Here is an 18,044-nt window from a genome sequence, read left to right as displayed (position 1 = left end):
CATGCAACTCAACCGCCGCCCCCGCAAAACCCTGGGCTTTCAAACACCAGCCGAGAAAATGGCCGCACTGATAAACTCAACCGAAACATAAGACGTGTTTCCACGACCACTAGAATCCGCCGCCCTAGCTAGGTACAACAAAACCCGCCACGCGGGAAGCGGGGCGGGTTTTGTTGGTAGCCGTTTAGTGCTGGTGGCCGTGACCAGCGTCAGCAGGCTGCTCTTCCTGTGGCTTTTCCACCACGGAGGCCTCGGTGGTAAGAACCATGCGGGCCACGGAGGTGGCGTTGACCACGGCGGAGTGGGTGACCTTCACCGGGTCGATAATGCCGTTATCGATGAGGTTGCCGTACTCGAGAGTATTGGCGTTGAAGCCCTCACCGTTGGACATCTCGGCAACGCGGGAGACGACGACGGCGCCGTCGAGGCCAGCGTTTTCGGCGATCCAGTAGGCCGGGCGGGTCAGGGCGCGGGCGACGGCGAGAACGCCGACCTTGGCCTCGCCCTCGAAGCCCTCGGCGAAGGACTCGAGTTCCTTGGAAATCTGGACCAGCACGGAGCCGCCGCCGGCGATGACGCCCTCTTCCACGGCCGCGCGGGCCGCGTTGATGGCGTCTTCGACGCGCAGCTTGCGCTCGTTGACCTCGGTCTCGGTAGCCGCACCGACGCGGATGACGGCCACGCCGCCGGAGAGCTTAGCCAGGCGCTCCTCGAGCTTTTCCTTATCCCAGGTGGAATCGGTGCGCTCGATGTCGCGGCGAATGTGCTCGCGGCGCTCCTCTACTGCTTCAGCGGTGCCGCCGCCATCGACGATGACGGTGTCATCCTTGGTGATGGTCACGCGGCGAGCGGAACCGAGCACGTCGAGGCCAGCCTCGTTGAGGTTGACGCCCACCTCTGGGTCGATGACGGTAGCGCCGGTAACGACGGCCAGGTCATCCATGAATCCCTTGCGACGCTCGCCAAAGTACGGAGCCTTCACGGCCGCGACCTTGAGCACCTTGCGGATGGAGTTGACGACGAGCGCCTGCAGCGGCTCACCCTCGATGTCCTCCGCGATGATGAGGGTCGGGCGGTTGGTCTCGGCGATCTTCTCCAGCAGCGGCAGGAAGTCCGGCAGGGAGGAGATCTTGTTGCGGACGAGCAATACTGCGGCGTCATCCAGCACGGCGTGGTAGGTCTCTTCCTCCGTAGCGAAGTACGGGGAAAGGTAGCCCTTGTCAAAGGAAATACCCTCGGTGACATCGACGGCGGAGTCGATGGTCTGGGATTCCTCGACGGTGACCACACCGTCCTTGCCCACCTTGTCCATGGCGCCGGCAACCATCTCGCCGACCTCCGGGTCGCGGGAGGAGACGGTGGCTACCTGGGCGATTTCAGAGGAGGAGTTGACCGCGGTGGCGCGGGCCTTGAGCTCCTCGACGGCCTTTTCGGCCGCCGCCGCGATGCCGCGGTTGAGCTCGATCGGGTTGGCGCCGGCCGCCACGTTGCGCAGGCCCTCGAAGATGAGCGCCTGGGCCAGCAAGGTAGCGGTGGTGGTGCCGTCGCCTGCGGTGTCATTGGTCTTGACCGCAACGGACTTGACCAGCTGCGCGCCAAGGTTCTCGAAGGGCTCCTCGATGTCGATATCGCGGGCGATGGTCACGCCGTCATTGGTGACGGTGGGGCCACCGAAAGCCTTGGAAAGCACGACGTTGCGGCCGCGCGGGCCGAGGGTGACCTTGACGGCATCAGCCAGCGTATCGACGCCGCGCTGGATTCCCTCGCGGGCTTCTTGGTCGAATGCAATGAGCTTTGCCATAAGTGGGCCTACTTCTCGATGACGGCGAGCAGGTCACGGGAGGACAGCAGCAGGTACTCCTCACCGTTGTACTTCAGCTCGGTGCCGCCGTACTTGGAAAAGACCACAGTATCGCCCTCGTTGACGCCTACCGGGGTGACCTCACCCTTGTCGTTGGTGCGGCCTGGGCCTACGGCAACGACGGTAGCTTCCTGCGGCTTTTCCTTGGCGGAATCCGGGATAACCAGGCCGGAAGCGGTGGTGGTTTCAGCTTCTACGATCTGTACGAGGACGCGGTCCTCGAGAGGCTTAATGTTTGCCATGATGTTTCCTCCGTAGTGTTCGTATGCGCGCCGGTATGGCGCGCGCGTGCCGGTTGTGGATGTCCAGCACAGCCGTCGTCGCGGGTGAACAACTGTGGGTCAAACAACCTGATTAGCACTCTACCCTCGTGACTGCTAACCCTCAACAATGACCCGGCCCACATTCCGACGCCCTCAGCGATCCCTTCAGCGCTCTCGTTGCCCGGCGCGGACAAAGCCGGCCAGCGCCAGCTTGACGACGCCCACGGCGATAAACATGGCACCAAAAATCACGGCGAAGGCCGGCCACCACAGCTCGTCTACCAGCGTTCGGCCGAAGGAAACCTGTGGGGTGAGCAGGTGGTGGAGTGGGAGGAGCGTCGCCAAGCACAGCGCCCAGACCACGCCGGCCGCAGTCAGGGTGAGGCACGCCGCCTCCCCTACTTGCACGCGCGCCCAGGCCGAGGGAGTGGCGCCAGCCAGCGTGAGGCCGCGGATATCGGAGGCGATGCGCCCGCGCATGAGCAGTGAGGTAAGCACGGCGCCCACGATGCTGGGGGCAAAGACCGGCCCTAAAAGGGCGACAAAGACCTGCCACGAGGACAAGGTGCCGCCGACGCCTGCATCGTTTCCAAAGCGCAGGCCCGAGCCGACGGCGACGATAAAGCCGCCGAGGAGCACCCACGGCACGATGTGTGGGGTGGAAAAGTGCCGGCGCACCCGCACGTTGGCCCCAGCAATGCCGGCCATGCGGGTCCATTGGTCGATGCCGGGCATGAGCCAAGGTAAGAAGAAGGCGACGAGGATGACAAGCCCCATCTCGGCCGACAAGAGGTCACCCGGGTCATCGATGTGCAGGCACCCGTAGACCGTGCCGCCGATAGCCGCGGCCGCAAGCAGGAATTTCACCAGAAGCCACATCGGGTGTGCGGGAGTACGCGGCCGGAACACGCGGCGCAGCGGAGGCAGCGCACCAACCAGGGCCGCGGACGTGCAGACGGATACCGCAATGGCGGTGACCTGGCCGGTAACGGCGATATCCGGCATGGGGATGCCGTCGCTGCGCAGGGCGCGCACGCACGGGTCAAGCAGAGGTCGGGCCGGCAGCACGCCGAGAAATCCGGCAGCCGCGCTGACCGCTGCGACTTGGCCCAGAATGAAGGCAACAATCATCCACCCGGGCATGCCCACCATGCGCCAAGAACGGTAGACCGGCTCGCGCTCGGCGATGATAAGGCGCATCTGCGATAGTGTCACCAACACCACCACGCACAGGGCCATGCCCAGCACCGTGCCACCCAGCGGGCCGGCGGGATTTTCTTCGGCCCCGGAGGAGGCAACCAGCATGGCCAGCGCCAGGGTGCACGAGGTGGAAGACACCACCAGGGTCAGCGCCACGGCCAGCCACGATAGCCAATTGGACTGTAAGTCCTTAAGCCACACCAGCATGGGCCACCTCCTCTAAGGAGATGATCCTGTCGGCCGCCTCAGCGGCGAGGTGCGAGTGGGTCACCATGACCACGCTGGCGCCATCGCGGGCGGCGGCGCGCAGGTGGGAAAGGACGGTGGATGCGGTGGCGTCGTCAAGCGCGCCCGTAGGCTCGTCGGCGAAGATATAGGGCGCCTGGGCCAGCAGTGCCCGGGCGACGGCCACACGTTGCTGCTGCCCGCCGGAAAGCTGCGCGGGCAGGCGGCGCTCCAACCCGCTAAGGCCGAGCGAGTCAAAGACCTCCGCCACCTTGCCGCGTGTAGGGCGCCGGCCGGAAAAGCGCGCGGTCAAGGTGGCATTGCGCTGGGCGTTGAGGGATTCCAGCAGGTTATAGTCCTGGAAAACAAAGGCTCGCTGCTTGCGCCCCGGCGCATTGACTCGGCCGGAGGTGGGCTTATCGAGCCCGGATAGCAGGTTCAACAGCGTGGTTTTTCCGCTGCCGGAAGGTCCCATGATGGCGACGAATTCGCTCGGGGCGATGGACACAGTGACGCGATTGAGCACAGTGCGGCGGCCGTAGCGCTTGCTGAGGTTATCTGCTTTTAACATGCCTTTGATTCCACTCGGCCGCGCAGAAGAAAGACATGGAGTGGGCCGCCCAGAAAATGGTAGAGCTAGCTCTACTGCCCCCACCGCGGCAGGGCGGCTAGGCTCATGGGTTATGCGAACCCTCAAAGCCTGCGCGTGGAGCCTCGTCCTCGGCGCGCTATTTATCCCGGCGTTGGTGGTTTCGGTGCTGATGCTGCCGTGGATTCCGCTGGTGGGACGCGCCGCGGAATTTGTCGGCCGGTTGGGTGCGAACTGGATGGGCGTGGAGATCCCACCCCGGCGCGCGGGACGGTGGTTTGATTGGCAGCAGTTTTATCACCTTATTGTGCAGCTATTGATTTCGGCTGCCTGCTTTGCCGCGTGGACTGCCGTGGGTTTTACGGCGGGCGTGCTGGCAATTGCGCCGTTCGTGCCAAATACCGAATTCTCCTTTGGCGGGTGGTCTACCTCCAACCGGCCGCTCATTTTCTTTACCTGCTGGCTCACCGCGGCGCTGCTAGTGGCTTTATTGGTAGGACTTAACCGCCTCTTGGTCTTGGCCTCTACCTCGCTGACCCGGCTGGCGTTGAGCCCTTCGGCCGAGGAATTGGCGGCCTCGCGCGCCACGCTTATCGATGCCTTCTCCGGCGAGCGCCGCCGCATCGAGCGCGAGCTGCACGATGGCCCGCAGCAGTACCTCACTGCGCTCAAGCTCAACTTGGCCGCGGCGAAATTGCAGGCCCCTCCTGAGGCGCAACCGGCCTTGGCCGATGCGGAACATAATGCCTCATTGGCCTTGGCCTCCCTGCGGGCGACGGTGCGTGGCATTGCCCCGCAGGTGCTTTTCGACGCCGGACTTATCCCCGCCCTCGACGAACTACTCGCCCACTCCGGACTGGAGACCGAACTACACGTCGAAGGCGCCGAACGCTCCGTGGATGAAACCACTGCCCTGCTGGCTTACCACGCGGTGGCCGAGGCGCTTACCAATGCTTCCAAGCATGGTGCGGCCACCCAGGCGACGGTAACAGTTGCTTTCGGGCAGACGTTGCGCCTAGACATCGTTGATAATGGCTCCGGACCCCGCCCCGGCCCCGGAGCTGACTTCGGCCCCGCAGCCAAGAAGCCAGGTGAGCCGGGCACCGGTCTCGCCGGGCTGCGCGAACGCGCCGCCGCACTGGGCGGAACGGTGAACTTTTCGGCAGCAGATGACGCGGCTGCGCGCGAACGCGGTGGTCGGCTGCAGGTCGAATTACCGCTGAAGGAGGCGGAATGAAACTACTACTGGCGGAAGACTCCGCGCTGCTGCGCGCGGGGCTCAAGCAGCTACTTAGCGCCTTGGGCCACAGCGTTACGGCGGCCACGGATGCCGAAGAACTGCGCGCTATTGCCGGGCAGGAAGATTTTGACCTGATTATCAGCGATGTGCGCATGCCACCGACCATGACCGACGATGGCTTGCGCGCCGTGCATGACCTGCGTGCCGCAAATCCCACCCAGCCGGTGGTGGTGCTGAGCCAATACGTAGCGGCAAGCTACCTCGACCGGCTCTTGGAGCACGGCGGCTTTGGCTACCTGCTCAAGGAGCGCGTTTCTGATGTAGAAGAATTCGTGCGCACGCTAGACGAGGTCGCCCGCGGCGGCACCGTGGTGGACCCAGAGGTCGTAACTGCGCTGCTGTCGGCGCGGCGTACTGGTTTAGCCCAGCTCACCGCCCGCGAGCGGGAGGTACTGGGGCTTATGGCCCAAGGATTGAGCAATAAAGAAATTGAAGACACGCTCGTTCTTACCGCAGGAGCGGTAAGCAAGCATGTCTCCAATGTGTTTATGAAGCTCGGGTTTCGGCCCGAAGACGCCAACCGACGGGTCAAGGCCGTATTGGCGTGGCTGCGCCATACAGAGCGCTAGCCACACCCGCCACACCCAGGCGCGATGCTAGTTACTTTTTCGAGCTGAGCCCGCCGAAAATATCGCTGGAGCTCAGGGAGCTGCCGCCCTCCGGATCCTTGGGCACCTCTGGGGTGTCTGGGTCGGTGGACTCGGTGGAGTCGGCGGGGTCGGTGGCGTCGTCGGCAGGCGCAGCGCCGCGATCCTTCTTCTTGAGGGAAACCTTGTCCACCAGCGTGTTATCGCCTTCGTTGAAGGTGGTGAAGGTGAGCTTGTCATCGGAGACGTCCACGCGCATGTAGTCCTCGGTGTAGTCCTGGCGCCACATGGCGGTGGACTCGTGGGCAAGCTTTGGATCGATGGTCTCCATGCGCGCGCCCTTGTGCTTTTTGTTATTCACGTCGGTGAAGTCGTAGTACTTGCCACCGCCCGCGGTGGTGGTGGTCAAGTACAGCGCCTCGCCATCCTTGGGCTCGAGAACGTCGCCGCGCTGCGGCTTCTTTTCAGGCAGGACCGGCTTATTGTTCTTCATCAGGTGGCTGCGGGTGTAGATGTGGTCGTGGCCGGAGAGCACGGCATCGACATTGAGTTGAGACAGCACCGGGGTGAGCTTCTCGCGCAGGTTGGTGACGTCCTTATCAAAGTGATGCGAGCCCTGGGAGTACGGACCGTGGTGCATGCCTACGACGATCCAGTCATTATCCGCGCCACGGGATTCGATGGCCTCGCGCAGGAACTGCTCGTGGCGGGCGATATCGGCGTCGGAAGAAGCATTGGAGTCCAGGCCGATGAAGAGCACGTTATTGCGCTCGAAGTAGTGGTCGCGGATATCGTCCGCCTGATGCGGGTTGGAGAAGTGCTCATCATGATGCTTCATGGTGAGGTTATAAGTCTCGTGGTTGCCCGGGACCGTGTTGGTAGGGATGTGACGAATCTCCGGGGCGGAGAAGTACGCATCGTACTGCGGTACCTGCGCGCCCCACCCCTCCACCTGGTCACCCAGCGACCAGATCATGCTGGCATTCGGCACGTGGGAAGCCGCGTGACCGATGGTCTTGCGCCACTGTTCGGCTTGGTCATCCACCTTGAGGTCCACGCCGATCTGCGGGTCAGCGACGGTAAGGAAGGACCAGTCATCGCCGTTGGAGCCGGTGTTAAAAGTCTCTGGCTCGGACCAGCCGCCTTCGTCGGAACCAACGCGGTAGGAATATTCGGTATCCGGCTGCAGGTTGGTAGCGGTGGCGAACTGGGACTTGTACAGCAAGGCGCCAAAGTCGCGCTCGTCGGCGCGGAAGGTCGTGGTGCCTTCTGGGCCGGTGACCTCGAGGACCTCGTCTGCCTTGGACTTGGTGCGCCAGGTGACCATGACCTGGGATTCATCCTCGCCCGGCTGCAGAATGGTGCGGTAGATGGGCGAGTCAGCGGCCAGCGCCGGGGTGGCGGGCACGATGGCGGTGGCGCCACCTACTGCGAGGGCGGTGGCGAAGGAGGCGACGAAGCGCGATGAACGGAGCATACAGTTTTCACCTTTGGAGTCTTAGAAGAAGCGGTACGGCTCCCTAGAACACCATAAGAATGTGAACACCGTATTACGGGCGCGCGAAAAGCGCTTGAACCCTACCTGTGAGGGGCTGGGGGTTAGAGGCTCTTATCGGAGTTGATAACGGCCGCGCGCCAGAGGGTGTATTCCTCCGGGTTGTCTTCGCGGTAGTTCTTCACTGCGCGAATACCCTGCTCCACAGACTCGATAACGGCATCGATGGTGGTGTCTTCGCCCTCGGCGTCAACGAAAATGACCGGGCCGCAGATGGAGCGGATGGGATCCTGCAGGAAAGCGGCGTTGCCAGTGGCAGCCGCGTTGCGCGCCAGGGAGGCTACCGGGTTCGGCTCGGCGCCTTCGGCCTTGGCTTCGGGGTTGTAGAGCGCGGCATAGGTGGTGCCGTCTTCCTGGAAGACAACGGAGACGCGGTCCTCGGTGGTGCCGCCTAGGAACTGGTTGGCGTGCTCCAGCTCGAACTCGAGCTTGCGGCGGGTGAGATCAGGGTTGACAAGGAAACCGACGGTCATGAGAGAAAGCTCCTTCATAAAGCCAAGAGGGCATGAACGCTCTTTAGAGTACCGGCCCCCTGCCCTGCCTGCAGCGCGAGCGAGAAGAACTTTAGGTTAACTGCGGCTCTTCCACATCCAGCTGGGTATCGGTGCCTACGCCGAGGCCAGAGGGCTGGGCGCCTTCGTGGATGAGTTGCGCGCCGATAGCCGCGATCATCACGCCGTTATCGGTGCACAGCGAAAAGCGCGGCACGCGCAGCTCCACCCCGGCGGCGGCGCAGCGCTCAGCGGCCAACTCGCGCAGTCGAGAATTCGCGGCCACGCCGCCTCCCAATAGCAGCACCCGGGCGCCGGTGTCCTCGCAGGCACGCACGGCCTTGGCGGTCAGGACATCGGCCACGGCTTCTTGAAAACTGGCGCAGACATCTTCCACGCTGATGGTCTCCCCTGCCTTTTCGGCGCGCTCCACGTAGCGGGCCACGGAGGTCTTGAGCCCAGAGAAGGAGAAGTCGTGGCGGTGCGGGCCGCGCAGATCCTCGGCGCGGGACATGCCGCGCGGGAAATCGATGGTGGCTTCGCCGCGGGCGGCGAGCTTATCGATCACCGGGCCGCCCGGGTAGCCCAAACCGAGGAGGCGGGAGACCTTGTCGTAGGCTTCACCGGCGGCGTCGTCAAGCGTAGAGCCCAACTCGCGCATGGGCTTGCCGACGGCCTCTACCTCCAACAGCTGCGTATGCCCGCCCGAGACCAAGAGGGCCACCGAGTGCGGCAGCTCTTCGCCTTCCAGGTTGGCCACCGCAACGTGGCCGCCCAGGTGGTTAACGCCGTAGAAAGGCACGCCCCAAGCCGCGGCATAGGCCTTGGCGGCTGAGGCTCCCACCAGCAAGGCACCGGCCAGGCCAGGTCCCACGGTGGCGGCGATGGCATCCGGCTTTTCGATGCCCGCCTCATTCAGCGCCGCTTGCATGACCTGCGGCATGGCCTCAAGGTGGGCACGGGAGGCGATTTCCGGGACGACGCCGCCGAAACGCGCATGCTGCTCCATGGAGGAAGCAACGGCGTTAGCGATGATCTCCATGTGGCCGTCCTCGCGCAGCTCGACGATGCCCACGCCGGTTTCATCGCAGGAGGACTCGATACCCATGATCTTCATGACTGCTCCTTAATCTTCTGGGCGATCGGACTGACGCGGGCGCACCATCACGTGCGCATCCGCCCCGGAAGGTTGGTAATAGTTCTTGCGGATCCCCTGCTTGGCAAAGCCGTAGCGCTCATACAGGCCAATAGCGGGATCATTGCCCACGCGAACCTCGAGGAAGACCGGGGCGTCCTTGAGATCCGCGATATGGCAGATATTGTCCATCATCATCCGCGCGATGCCGCGGCGCTGCGCGGCGGGGTCGACGCCAATGGTGTGGATTTCAAACTCCGGGTCCGCGGCCGGGCCCATCATGCCGATGCCCGCATAGCCCAACAGCTTTACGGGCGTTGGTTCCTCGATCGCGCCTTCCACCCCGAGATAGAAGTTGAAGGGCTGGGCCATTTCTTCCCGGAAGATCCGGCTGGACCACGGAGTTTCGCCTGGAAAAAGGACCTCTTCCAGCTCGGCGCACCGGGGTGCATCGGCCGGGGTTAGCTCGCGCAGCCTCACAGCTCGACCTTCGGGATGGCGGCAGAAAGCTGTTGCTGCTTTGGCGGGACCGCATCTGGGCGGCGCAGGTACAGCGGCACGACGGGAGCCGGTTCTGCCTCGAGGTCGGCCGCGGCAACGAGGGCCGACGCGGTCGGATGGGCCGCGCGGTGCGGGAGGGCGGCGAATCGCTCGGGAAGTTGCCCAGCAAGGCGGTCAGGAATGATGACCTCGGCGGTGGAGGCAAGTTCCACCTCGAGTTCGGCCGGTTTCGTCACCGCAGGACCAGAAATGCGCTGCACGCCGGAGTCGGTAGCGCGGTAAGTGGCCCAGTAGATCTCTTTGCGGCGGGCGTCGGTAGCCACCAAGGCGGTCGCCTCGTCGGCCGCGGCGGCAGGTTCTACGTGGAGGTCGGCGGCGGCCGCGATGGCATCGTGGGTACAGATGCCGTGGAGGGGGATAGAAAGGGCGTCGGCAAGCGCGGAGGCCGTCGCCATACCCACGCGCAACCCGGTAAATGGTCCCGGGCCCACGCCGGTGACCACCGCATTGAGGTCGGAATATTCCATGCCCGCCTCTGCGAGGACCTCGGTGATGGTAGGAATGAGCAGCTCATTATGCGCGCGGGTATCCTCCAACACGCGCCCGGTGGTCTGCCCGGTGACGGTATCCACCACCCCGGTAACCAGGGCGGTGGTGGCCGTGTCGATCGCGAGGACGCGCATTAGGCAACCATCTTCCAGGTGCCATCCTCGCGCTGGAAGCCCAGCGGCTGGGTGCCCTGGATCATGGGAACGCCGCCATCAAGGCTCTGGCCCTGCTGCTCCATGGCCTTGACCTGCATGTCAATCATCTCGCACACCTCCACCTTTTTCGGATCCAGCTCTTCGATGAAGGGCTTAGCGCTCTGGGAAATGGCTACCGCGTAGCTCTTGCCTTCCGGCACCGCACCATCTTCAAAGGTGATGTTCTCGGTATCGATCTGTGCCTCTTTGACCTTGTCTTCGCGCATGCCCGGGCAGATGAAACCAATGGCGGGGTACTCCTCGCCATAGACATCGGTAGGCATGACGGTCATGACCTCCAAGTTATTTGGCGCCTTGGCCAGCGTGGAGGAGAGGTTGCCCTCCAGGTGGTTTTCCTCGCGCAGCGTGGAGGAGGCAAGAAGAACCATCATGACAACGATAAAGATGGCGATGATGACGGCAGTGAGGTTGCGAGCGAATTTAGTCATGGGGTGAGTATGGCTCCTTGAAAAATGTTTAAGTTTCAGGCGGGCGGCGGTAATTCTGGCAACCGATGCTACCTGGTTCACCGCAACACAAAACCCACAGGGTAGTGCCTGCCAGTGTAGGCGGGCGACCCTGTGGGTGAGTAATTAACGCGAGATATTGCCGCTATAGCAACAGCAAGAGCAATACCTGCGAGGCAATAATCTTGCCGATAATTGTGGTGGGATAGACCGTGGCCCATCCGCGGCCGGCCAACTCGGTGCCGGTTTGATCACGAATGTAGGCAAAGACTGCGGGGTTGGTGGTCATGCCGGCCGCACAACCCATGGCCTCGTCCCACTTCAGCTTGAGCACCAGCATGCCGATGACGCCGATCAAGATGGCGGAGACCAGCGTGATGATAAGGCCCACGCCCATGATGGTCAGGGAGGATGGATCCGTCAGGGCATCGCGGAAGGAGGCGCCGGCCGAGGTACCCACGCCGGCCAGGAACAAGGTAAGGCCCATATTGGACAAGGTCTCACGGGTGTGGAATGGCATCTGCCAGTTCAACGGGCCGGTACGGTTGAGGTAGCCCAAGAGCAGGCCGACAACGACGGGGCCGCCACCGAAGCCCAGCTGCAGAGTAGAACCGCCCGGCATCGGAATCGGAATGAGGCCAAGCAGCATACCCAAGGTCAGTCCGATGGCCAGGGACAGCAGGTCAGCGTTGCCCAATGCGGCCTCAGAGTCACCGAGGTACTTGCGCACATACGGCAGGCGGCTCGGGCTGGTGACCACGCGAACGCGATCCGAGTAGTTGAGCACAGTGTCCGGGTGCGGCACGAGGTCCTTATCACCCTTGCGGATACGAGCGATGATAAAGCCGTGGTCGAGGGCCTTGATCTCGCGGATGGACTTACCGGCAATTTCCGGGTTGGACACGGTAACGCGGGTGTATTTAAGCCCAGCGTCCTCGGTCAGCTCCACCGGGTGTTCCTCACCCAAGACCTCAATGGCCTTATCGACGGCCTCTTCGGAGCCGTTGAGCAGGTAGGCCTCCCCCTCGCACAGTGGCATTTCCGGGACGGCGAGGCGGTGGCGCTCCTCGTCGGAGATGATACGAGTAGCCACTACGGTCTGGCCGGTAACGCGGTAGATATGCCCAGCGGTGTCATTGAAGTTCTTGGTCAGGCGCACGCCTTTGGCCACGAGCTCGGCGGGAATCATGCCCTCTGCGCGGGCATCTTCCTCATGGTTCACCTTGACAACCTTGGCGCCGATGGCGGCGACGAGAATCGCGCCGATTACCGCACCTGGGTAGGCCAAGGAGTAACCGACGACCGGGGTGGAATCGCCCACCATTTCCACCACGGCGGCCATGCCCGGCGTGGAGGAGAGCGAACCGGCGAACATGCCGACGGCTTCTGGCACGCTCAGGCCAAAGCCACGGATGAGGCCATAGCCAACGGCGACCAAAACAACCAACATGCCCAGCATGAAGACGGTGAGCTTCCAGCCGCGGGTTTTAAACTCACGGACAAAGGAAGGCCCGAAGTTGAGGCCAATGGCATAAACGAAGATCGCCAGGCCAAATTGATAGACCAGCGGCGGAATTTGGATTTCCGGATTGGCAGTAGACAGACCAAGTGCCACAAACATCGCGGCCGCGGCACCGAGAGAGATGCCGAAGATCTTGATCTTGCCAATCGCTAGACCCACCGCCATGATGACGAAGAGAGATAGCAAAGGACTTGAGGCGAGAAAATTCAACACCTTAATAGAATTACGTAGTGGTTATACCCGGATCAAGTTTGCTTTCTGGGATATTCATCACTTAATCCCCCTTAAGGTCAAGATATGTGCTATACAACACCTTGCCAAGACCATGTGAAGCGGCGAACATCCTCTTCTGCGCCGGCATAGTCCACCGGCTCGCGGTCAATGCTGATAAATAGGTAGCGCTCCGCAATCTGTTCCACGAGTCCCCCGCCCCATTCGGCAATAACCACGGCGTCCTCTAGCTCCGTGTCCAGATCCAGCGCGTCGAGCTCCCCTAGCGGGTCCCCGGAATTAGCACCGCCTTCATCGAGCAGGCGGTAGGCATCCACGTGCACAAGGTCCGGCCCGCCCACAGTAGAGCGGTGCACGCGGGCGATAACGAAGGTTGGCGAGGTAACGCGACCTTTAACTTGCATGCCCTTGGCGACGCCCTGCGTCAGCGTCGTCTTTCCAGCCCCCAACGGCCCATCCAAGATCACTACATCGCCGGCTTCAAGCGCCGCACCCAGCTCTTCACCAAAGGCATGGGTTTCTTCCACCGTGGATAGGTCGCGGCTGCCGGATTCGGGAAAGCTACTGCGCATCTTCTTCTCCTATATATTCGCGTTCGGTGCGGCCATCGGGCAGGCACACCACCTCATAGTTGATGGTGCCTGCTGCTGCGGCGAGATCCGTGGCCGATACTCCCCCGTTGCCAAAGATCACGGCATCTTGCCCCGTGTCCACGCCATGCGGGTTCTCACCTAAGTCCACCACGATCTGATCCATGCAGATTCTTCCTACTTGCGGGTAGAGGTGCCCACCAATGCCCACGTGCAAGTCGCCCTGATAGCCGCGCGGCAGGCCATCGGCATAGCCACAGTCCACCGTGGCCAAAAATCCCGGCTTATCCGCCTTCCATGTGAGTCCATAGCACGTGCCCTCACCCGCTTGAATGGGCTTGACGTTAAAAATCTGACCGGACCAGGTCATGGCCGGGCGCAGGCCATGCTCGCGCCCCTCGATGGGCTCCAAGCCATAGCAAGCGGCGCCGACGCGCACCTGCTCGAAATAAGAGGACGGACGTGTCAGCACTGCGGGCGAATTGGCCAGGTGATTGACTGGACACTCCAAGCCAATCTCACGCGCGAGCTGCAGGGCCGTGCGGAACGCTTCCTCTTGGGCGTCATTGTGCGGATTATCCGGCTCATCGGCGCACGCAAAGTGGGACATGAGCCCAAGCACCTTGATGTGTGGGGCATCGCGCAGCACCTTAAAGGTCTCTGCCCAATCCCCTTCGTCCACACCGGAGCGGTGCATGCCGGTTTCCACCTTGACGTATACCTCGGCAGGAAAATCGGCCTTGACCAGCTTATGCGCCTGCTCAAGGGAGTTGACCGCTACCTCGATTCCATTGGCCAAGGCTTCTTCGAGGATTTCATCTGTTTGCCAAATCCACGCCACGATGGGCGCATCCACGCCCGCGCGGCGCAGGTTCACGGCTTCCCGCAGGGTGGCCACGCCAAAGCAATCCGCGCCGGCGCGCGCCATCACCGGCACAACCTTGGCCGCGCCGTGCCCATAAGCATCGGCCTTGACCACGCACATCAGCTTGACCTCCGGACCCACCTTTTCCTTGATGAGGCGGACGTTGTGCGCAATGGCGGAGAGATCAATCGTGGTTTTCAGCATGCCCACCATTGTGCCACTGCTCACCCTTGGGCTGAATTCGGGCAAGGTGTGCCGCACTGACTCGCGATACCTCCACCTTGGAGTCGGCTCATCCAATGTCCTCTATAGAAACTTGCCTCGTAAGTTTGATCCGCGAGCAGAAATCTTCATCATGGCTAACCACTAGCAATGCGCCCCGATAGTTTTTCAAAACTGAGACCAACCAATCAACAGTTGAAATATCAATGTTGTTAGTCGGCTCATCGAGCATTAGCAATTGCGGCGCCGGATCCGCTAAGAGCACTCTGGCGAATTCCGCCCTAAATCTTTCGCCTCCCGAGAGGGTCCCTGTCAACGCATGAACCGAGTCAGATTGAAACAACAACTGAGCTAGCTGATCACGGATGAACTGCGGATCCTCTCGTGGATTCGCGTTGGTAACCACGTCCCATACGCTTAGAGAAGGATCTAATCCAATTCGTTGACGCAAATACCCCGAGTTGCCGATCACGTAGCCCGCCTCACCGGAGTTAATTCGGTTTAAGAGCGTGGTCTTGCCACTTCCATTTGGTCCTGACAAGCGCACCCGTTCTGGGCCGACAATCGTCAGCCCAGGAATCGAAATAACCCGCTTTCCTTCCGGCAGCTCAGTTTGTGGCAGCTCGATATAGACCGAATCATCATCTCGTATGTTTCGCTCAGCTCGAGCTAAAGAGCGTTGGGCCGCTTCAACTGCGCCTGAATGGATTTGCGCTCTGCGTGATGCCGTCTTTTCGGATCGCTGCTTATCAAGCTTCATCGTCATGCCTGGTTTGCGCTTCGACTCCGCGAACTTCTTTCCACGGCGCGCATCACGCGCAATTCGTGTTTGCATTGCTTGTTGTTCGCGGAGTTGCTGCTTATAAGTCGCCTTGGCGGTAGATACTGCTTTCTGAGCTACTTCCTGTTCTGCATTAATCGTGGCTAGGTAGTCGGAATAGTTGCCGTGGAAGAAGCGTAGGTTCCCATCCCTTAATTCCGCTACCTCGGAAACTACATCCAACAGGTCTTTGTCATGGCTTACCACTAGCACCGGCGCCGCGGCATTTACCAACATATCTTTCAGATGCTTCTTTGCAGATCGGTCGAGGTTATTGGTCGGTTCATCGAGGATAATGAAATCCGGCTCGGACAAGAACACCGCCACCAAAGCGACGCGGACCGCTTCACCTCCAGAGAGGCTTTTGATAGGGCGGTCCAACGGGATATCCAATCCGGCGGCGGAAAGGGCAGCGGCAATGCGCTCACCGACGTCCCATTGCTCCCCAATTAACTCATAGAGTTCTGGTTCATACTCACCGGCTTCGACTGCGGAAATCGCCGTGAGCACTTGGGTGACACCGAAGATGTCTGCTACTACATCATTTTCATTCCAAGCAAGGTCTTGTGGCAGGTACGCTATCGATTCCGGCTTTTCCACCGTTCCAGCAGTAGGCGAGATTTTGCCAAGGATGACGTTTAACAGAGTTGTCTTTCCTGCACCATTATCCCCAATCAGCGCAGTTAAAGGGCCAGAAAAGGCACCGTTTAGGCCACTGAAGCAGGTTGTGCCATCGGGCCATACTAGGGAAAGGTCATTCAATAAAATAGGCATGCTTAAATCCGTTCTTCCTTTAGTGTTTTACGCAAAAACACGACGGATGAGCACTGCCTACTCCTTTCACCGACAACAATTGCTCCCAATAGCATAACAGATTCAAGCTTCAAAGAAATGCCAAAGCCCCCTTCCCTTCCACGCAAGAAACGCAGCAGGCAAGGAGGCTTAGCTAGTACCGTTCGGCGTGGATTACTCCACGGTCACGGACTTGGCCAGGTTACGCGGCTGATCCACGTCGTAGCCCTTGGACTTTGCTACATGGGCGGCAAAGATCTGCAGCGGCACGGTGGCCAGCAGCGGCTGCATGAGGGTCGGCGCCTTCGGGATGCGGATGACGTGGTTAGCGTAATCCTCCACGGCGGTATCGCCTTCTTCCGCAATCACGATGGTGATGGCACCGCGGGCGCGGATCTCCTGAATATTGGAAACGACCTTGGAGTGCAGGGAGTCGCGGCCGCGCGGGGACGGCACGATAACGAAGACCGGCTGGCCTTCCTCAATCAGTGCAATCGGGCCGTGCTTGAGCTCGCCGGCGGCAAAGCCCTCGGCGTGCAGGTAGGCGATCTCCTTGAGCTTGAGCGCGCCTTCAAGAGCTACAGGGAAGCCGACGTGGCGGCCCAGGAAGAGCACGGATTCCGCATCCTTCATGGAGTTGGCCAGGTTGGCCACCTGGTCCTCTTCATCGATGACGTTTTGGACCTTGTCCGGCATGTGGCGCAGCTCAGCGAGAACGCTCTGGATTTCATCGGCGAACATGTTGCCGCGCAGCTGGGCCAGGTAGAGGCCAAGCAGGTAGGTGGCGGTAATCTGCGCCAGGAAGGCCTTGGTGGAGGCTACGGCGATTTCCGGACCGGCGTGGGTGTAGAGCGCGGCATCGGATTCGCGCGGGATGGACGAGCCCTGGGTATTACAGATGGCAATAACCTTGGCGCCCTGCTGGCGGGCGTGACGCACGGCCATCAGGGTATCCATGGTCTCACCGGACTGAGACAGGGCGACAACCAAGGTCTTTTCGTTCACGATCGGATCGCGGTAGCGGAACTCGTGGGCGAGCTCGACCTCGGTAGGAATGCGGCACCAGTGCTCGATGGCATAGCGTGCCACGTGGCCGGCGTAGGCGGCGGTACCGCAAGCGATGACGATGATCTTGTCGATGGACTTCAACACGGTCTCATCGATGCGCAGATCATCGAGAGCCAGCTGGCCCTGTTCATCGAAGCGGCCGAGCAGGGTATCGCGCACAGCGGCGGGCTGGTCGTGGATTTCCTTTTCCATGAAGGAATCGAAGCCACCCTTTTCGGCAGCGGCGGCATCCCACTTGATTTCAAAAGGCTTGCCCTGTGCAGGGTTGCCCGCATAATCGGTGATTTCTACCTCGTCGGCGGTGATGGTCACGACCTGGTCGTTGTCCATCTCCACGGCGGACTTGGTGTAATCGATGAAGCCAGATACGTCGGAGCCGAGGAAGTTCTCGCCCTCGCCCAGGCCGATAACCAGCGGCGAGTCGCGGCGAGCGGCAACGATGCGATCGGCCTGCTCGGCGTGGATGGCCAGCAGGGTGAATGCGCCCTCGAGGCGGGAGCAGGTCAGCTGCATTGCCTTGGTGAGGTCACCAGCGGCCTCGTTGTGGAAGACATCGCCCAGCAACGTAGCGGCAACCTCAGTGTCGGTCTCGGAAACGAAGTTGTAGCCCTTGTTCAAAAGCTCGGACTTGAGCTCGGCAAAGTTCTCAATGATGCCGTTGTGCACCACGGCCAGCTTGCCGCCATCGACCACGTGCGGGTGCGCATTCAGGTCGGTAGGGCCACCATGGGTAGCCCAGCGGGTATGGCCAATGCCCAGCACGGAGTCTGGCAACGGGCGGGCCTCAATCTCAGCATCCAGCGCAGCGACCTTACCGGCCTTCTTGCGCCAGCTAATGTCCCCATCGGCGTACATTGCTACGCCAGCGGAGTCATAGCCGCGGTATTCCAAACGGCGCAGCCCTTCCAAGACTACGTCGAGGGCGAAGTAATCACGGTCACCACCAGCGTGACCAATATATCCAACAATTCCACACATGGTTGCTGATTTTACAGCACGGGGAAGAAACCTCTAGGC

General features: G+C 61.5%; 17 protein-coding genes. 2 read left to right on the top strand and 15 right to left on the bottom strand.

Features of this window, described 5'->3' with window-relative positions; translation table 11 throughout:
- Positions 1-184: 184 nt before the first annotated feature.
- From groL to MHK09_RS07140, 4 genes are all read right to left on the bottom strand, one after another.
- A complete protein-coding gene (groL, locus tag MHK09_RS07155) occupies positions 185-1,801 on the bottom strand; it encodes a chaperonin GroEL (protein ID WP_250411586.1) in 1,617 nt (538 codons plus the stop codon).
- Between the two features lie 8 nt (positions 1,802-1,809).
- Entirely contained in the window at positions 1,810-2,103 is a 294-nt protein-coding gene (groES, locus tag MHK09_RS07150) for a co-chaperone GroES (protein ID WP_005322702.1), read from the bottom strand.
- Positions 2,104-2,289: 186 nt separating this feature from the next.
- Positions 2,290-3,531 (bottom strand): FtsX-like permease family protein, encoded by a 1,242-nt coding sequence (locus MHK09_RS07145; protein ID WP_250413090.1) that lies wholly within the window; start codon positions 3,529-3,531, stop codon positions 2,290-2,292.
- Entirely contained in the window at positions 3,515-4,120 is a 606-nt protein-coding gene (locus MHK09_RS07140) for an ABC transporter ATP-binding protein (protein WP_005326841.1), read from the bottom strand. The genes MHK09_RS07145 and MHK09_RS07140 overlap by 17 nt, the downstream gene beginning before the upstream one ends.
- Positions 4,121-4,232: 112 nt before the next feature.
- Between MHK09_RS07140 and MHK09_RS07135 the strand changes: the two genes are divergently transcribed.
- The gene (locus tag MHK09_RS07135; protein ID WP_250413089.1) at positions 4,233-5,375 is read left to right on the top strand and encodes a sensor histidine kinase; all 1,143 of its coding nucleotides are present in this window, start codon (positions 4,233-4,235) and stop codon (positions 5,373-5,375) included.
- Entirely contained in the window at positions 5,372-6,007 is a 636-nt protein-coding gene (locus MHK09_RS07130; protein ID WP_250413088.1) for a response regulator, read from the top strand. Before MHK09_RS07135 ends, MHK09_RS07130 begins: the two co-directional genes overlap by 4 nt.
- 31 nt (positions 6,008-6,038) lie before the next feature.
- Here the strand turns inward: MHK09_RS07130 and MHK09_RS07125 are convergent, their stop codons facing one another.
- The 11 genes from MHK09_RS07125 to glmS all read right to left on the bottom strand — a co-directional run bounded on the left by MHK09_RS07125 (position 6,039) and on the right by glmS (position 18,005).
- Positions 6,039-7,502: a purple acid phosphatase family protein gene (locus tag MHK09_RS07125; RefSeq protein ID WP_250413087.1), complete on the bottom strand. Its 1,464-nt coding sequence runs from the start codon at positions 7,500-7,502 to the stop codon at positions 6,039-6,041.
- Positions 7,503-7,624: 122 nt separating this feature from the next.
- Entirely contained in the window at positions 7,625-8,053 is a 429-nt protein-coding gene (locus MHK09_RS07120; protein ID WP_005322709.1) for a hypothetical protein, read from the bottom strand.
- A gap of 91 nt (positions 8,054-8,144) precedes the next feature.
- Positions 8,145-9,188 (bottom strand): tRNA (adenosine(37)-N6)-threonylcarbamoyltransferase complex transferase subunit TsaD, encoded by a 1,044-nt coding sequence (tsaD, locus tag MHK09_RS07115; RefSeq protein WP_005326850.1) that lies wholly within the window; start codon positions 9,186-9,188, stop codon positions 8,145-8,147.
- Positions 9,189-9,197: 9 nt separating this feature from the next.
- Positions 9,198-9,686: a ribosomal protein S18-alanine N-acetyltransferase gene (gene rimI, locus MHK09_RS07110; RefSeq protein WP_005326852.1), complete on the bottom strand. Its 489-nt coding sequence runs from the start codon at positions 9,684-9,686 to the stop codon at positions 9,198-9,200.
- A complete protein-coding gene (gene tsaB, locus MHK09_RS07105) occupies positions 9,683-10,390 on the bottom strand; it encodes a tRNA (adenosine(37)-N6)-threonylcarbamoyltransferase complex dimerization subunit type 1 TsaB (protein WP_250413086.1) in 708 nt (235 codons plus the stop codon). The genes rimI and tsaB overlap by 4 nt, the downstream gene beginning before the upstream one ends.
- Entirely contained in the window at positions 10,390-10,899 is a 510-nt protein-coding gene (locus MHK09_RS07100; protein WP_005326856.1) for a hypothetical protein, read from the bottom strand. Before MHK09_RS07100 ends, tsaB begins: the two co-directional genes overlap by 1 nt.
- 163 nt (positions 10,900-11,062) lie before the next feature.
- Complete coding sequence (locus MHK09_RS07095; protein WP_250408746.1) at positions 11,063-12,652, bottom strand: aspartate:alanine exchanger family transporter; 1,590 nt, start codon at positions 12,650-12,652, stop codon at positions 11,063-11,065.
- 89 nt (positions 12,653-12,741) lie between these two features.
- Entirely contained in the window at positions 12,742-13,242 is a 501-nt protein-coding gene (gene tsaE / locus MHK09_RS07090) for a tRNA (adenosine(37)-N6)-threonylcarbamoyltransferase complex ATPase subunit type 1 TsaE (protein WP_200435863.1), read from the bottom strand.
- Positions 13,232-14,335: an alanine racemase gene (gene alr, locus MHK09_RS07085; RefSeq protein ID WP_200435869.1), complete on the bottom strand. Its 1,104-nt coding sequence runs from the start codon at positions 14,333-14,335 to the stop codon at positions 13,232-13,234. Before alr ends, tsaE begins: the two co-directional genes overlap by 11 nt.
- 82 nt (positions 14,336-14,417) lie before the next feature.
- A complete protein-coding gene (locus tag MHK09_RS07080; RefSeq protein ID WP_250413085.1) occupies positions 14,418-15,941 on the bottom strand; it encodes an ABC-F family ATP-binding cassette domain-containing protein in 1,524 nt (507 codons plus the stop codon).
- Between the two features lie 192 nt (positions 15,942-16,133).
- The gene (gene glmS / locus MHK09_RS07075; RefSeq protein WP_005322735.1) at positions 16,134-18,005 is read right to left on the bottom strand and encodes a glutamine--fructose-6-phosphate transaminase (isomerizing); all 1,872 of its coding nucleotides are present in this window, start codon (positions 18,003-18,005) and stop codon (positions 16,134-16,136) included.
- Positions 18,006-18,044: the final 39 nt, after the last annotated feature.

It is taken from the genome of Corynebacterium tuberculostearicum, assembly GCF_022347235.1.
Lineage (GTDB): Bacteria > Actinomycetota > Actinomycetes > Mycobacteriales > Mycobacteriaceae > Corynebacterium > Corynebacterium tuberculostearicum_F.
This window is presented reverse-complemented; position numbering and strand designations above follow the sequence as displayed.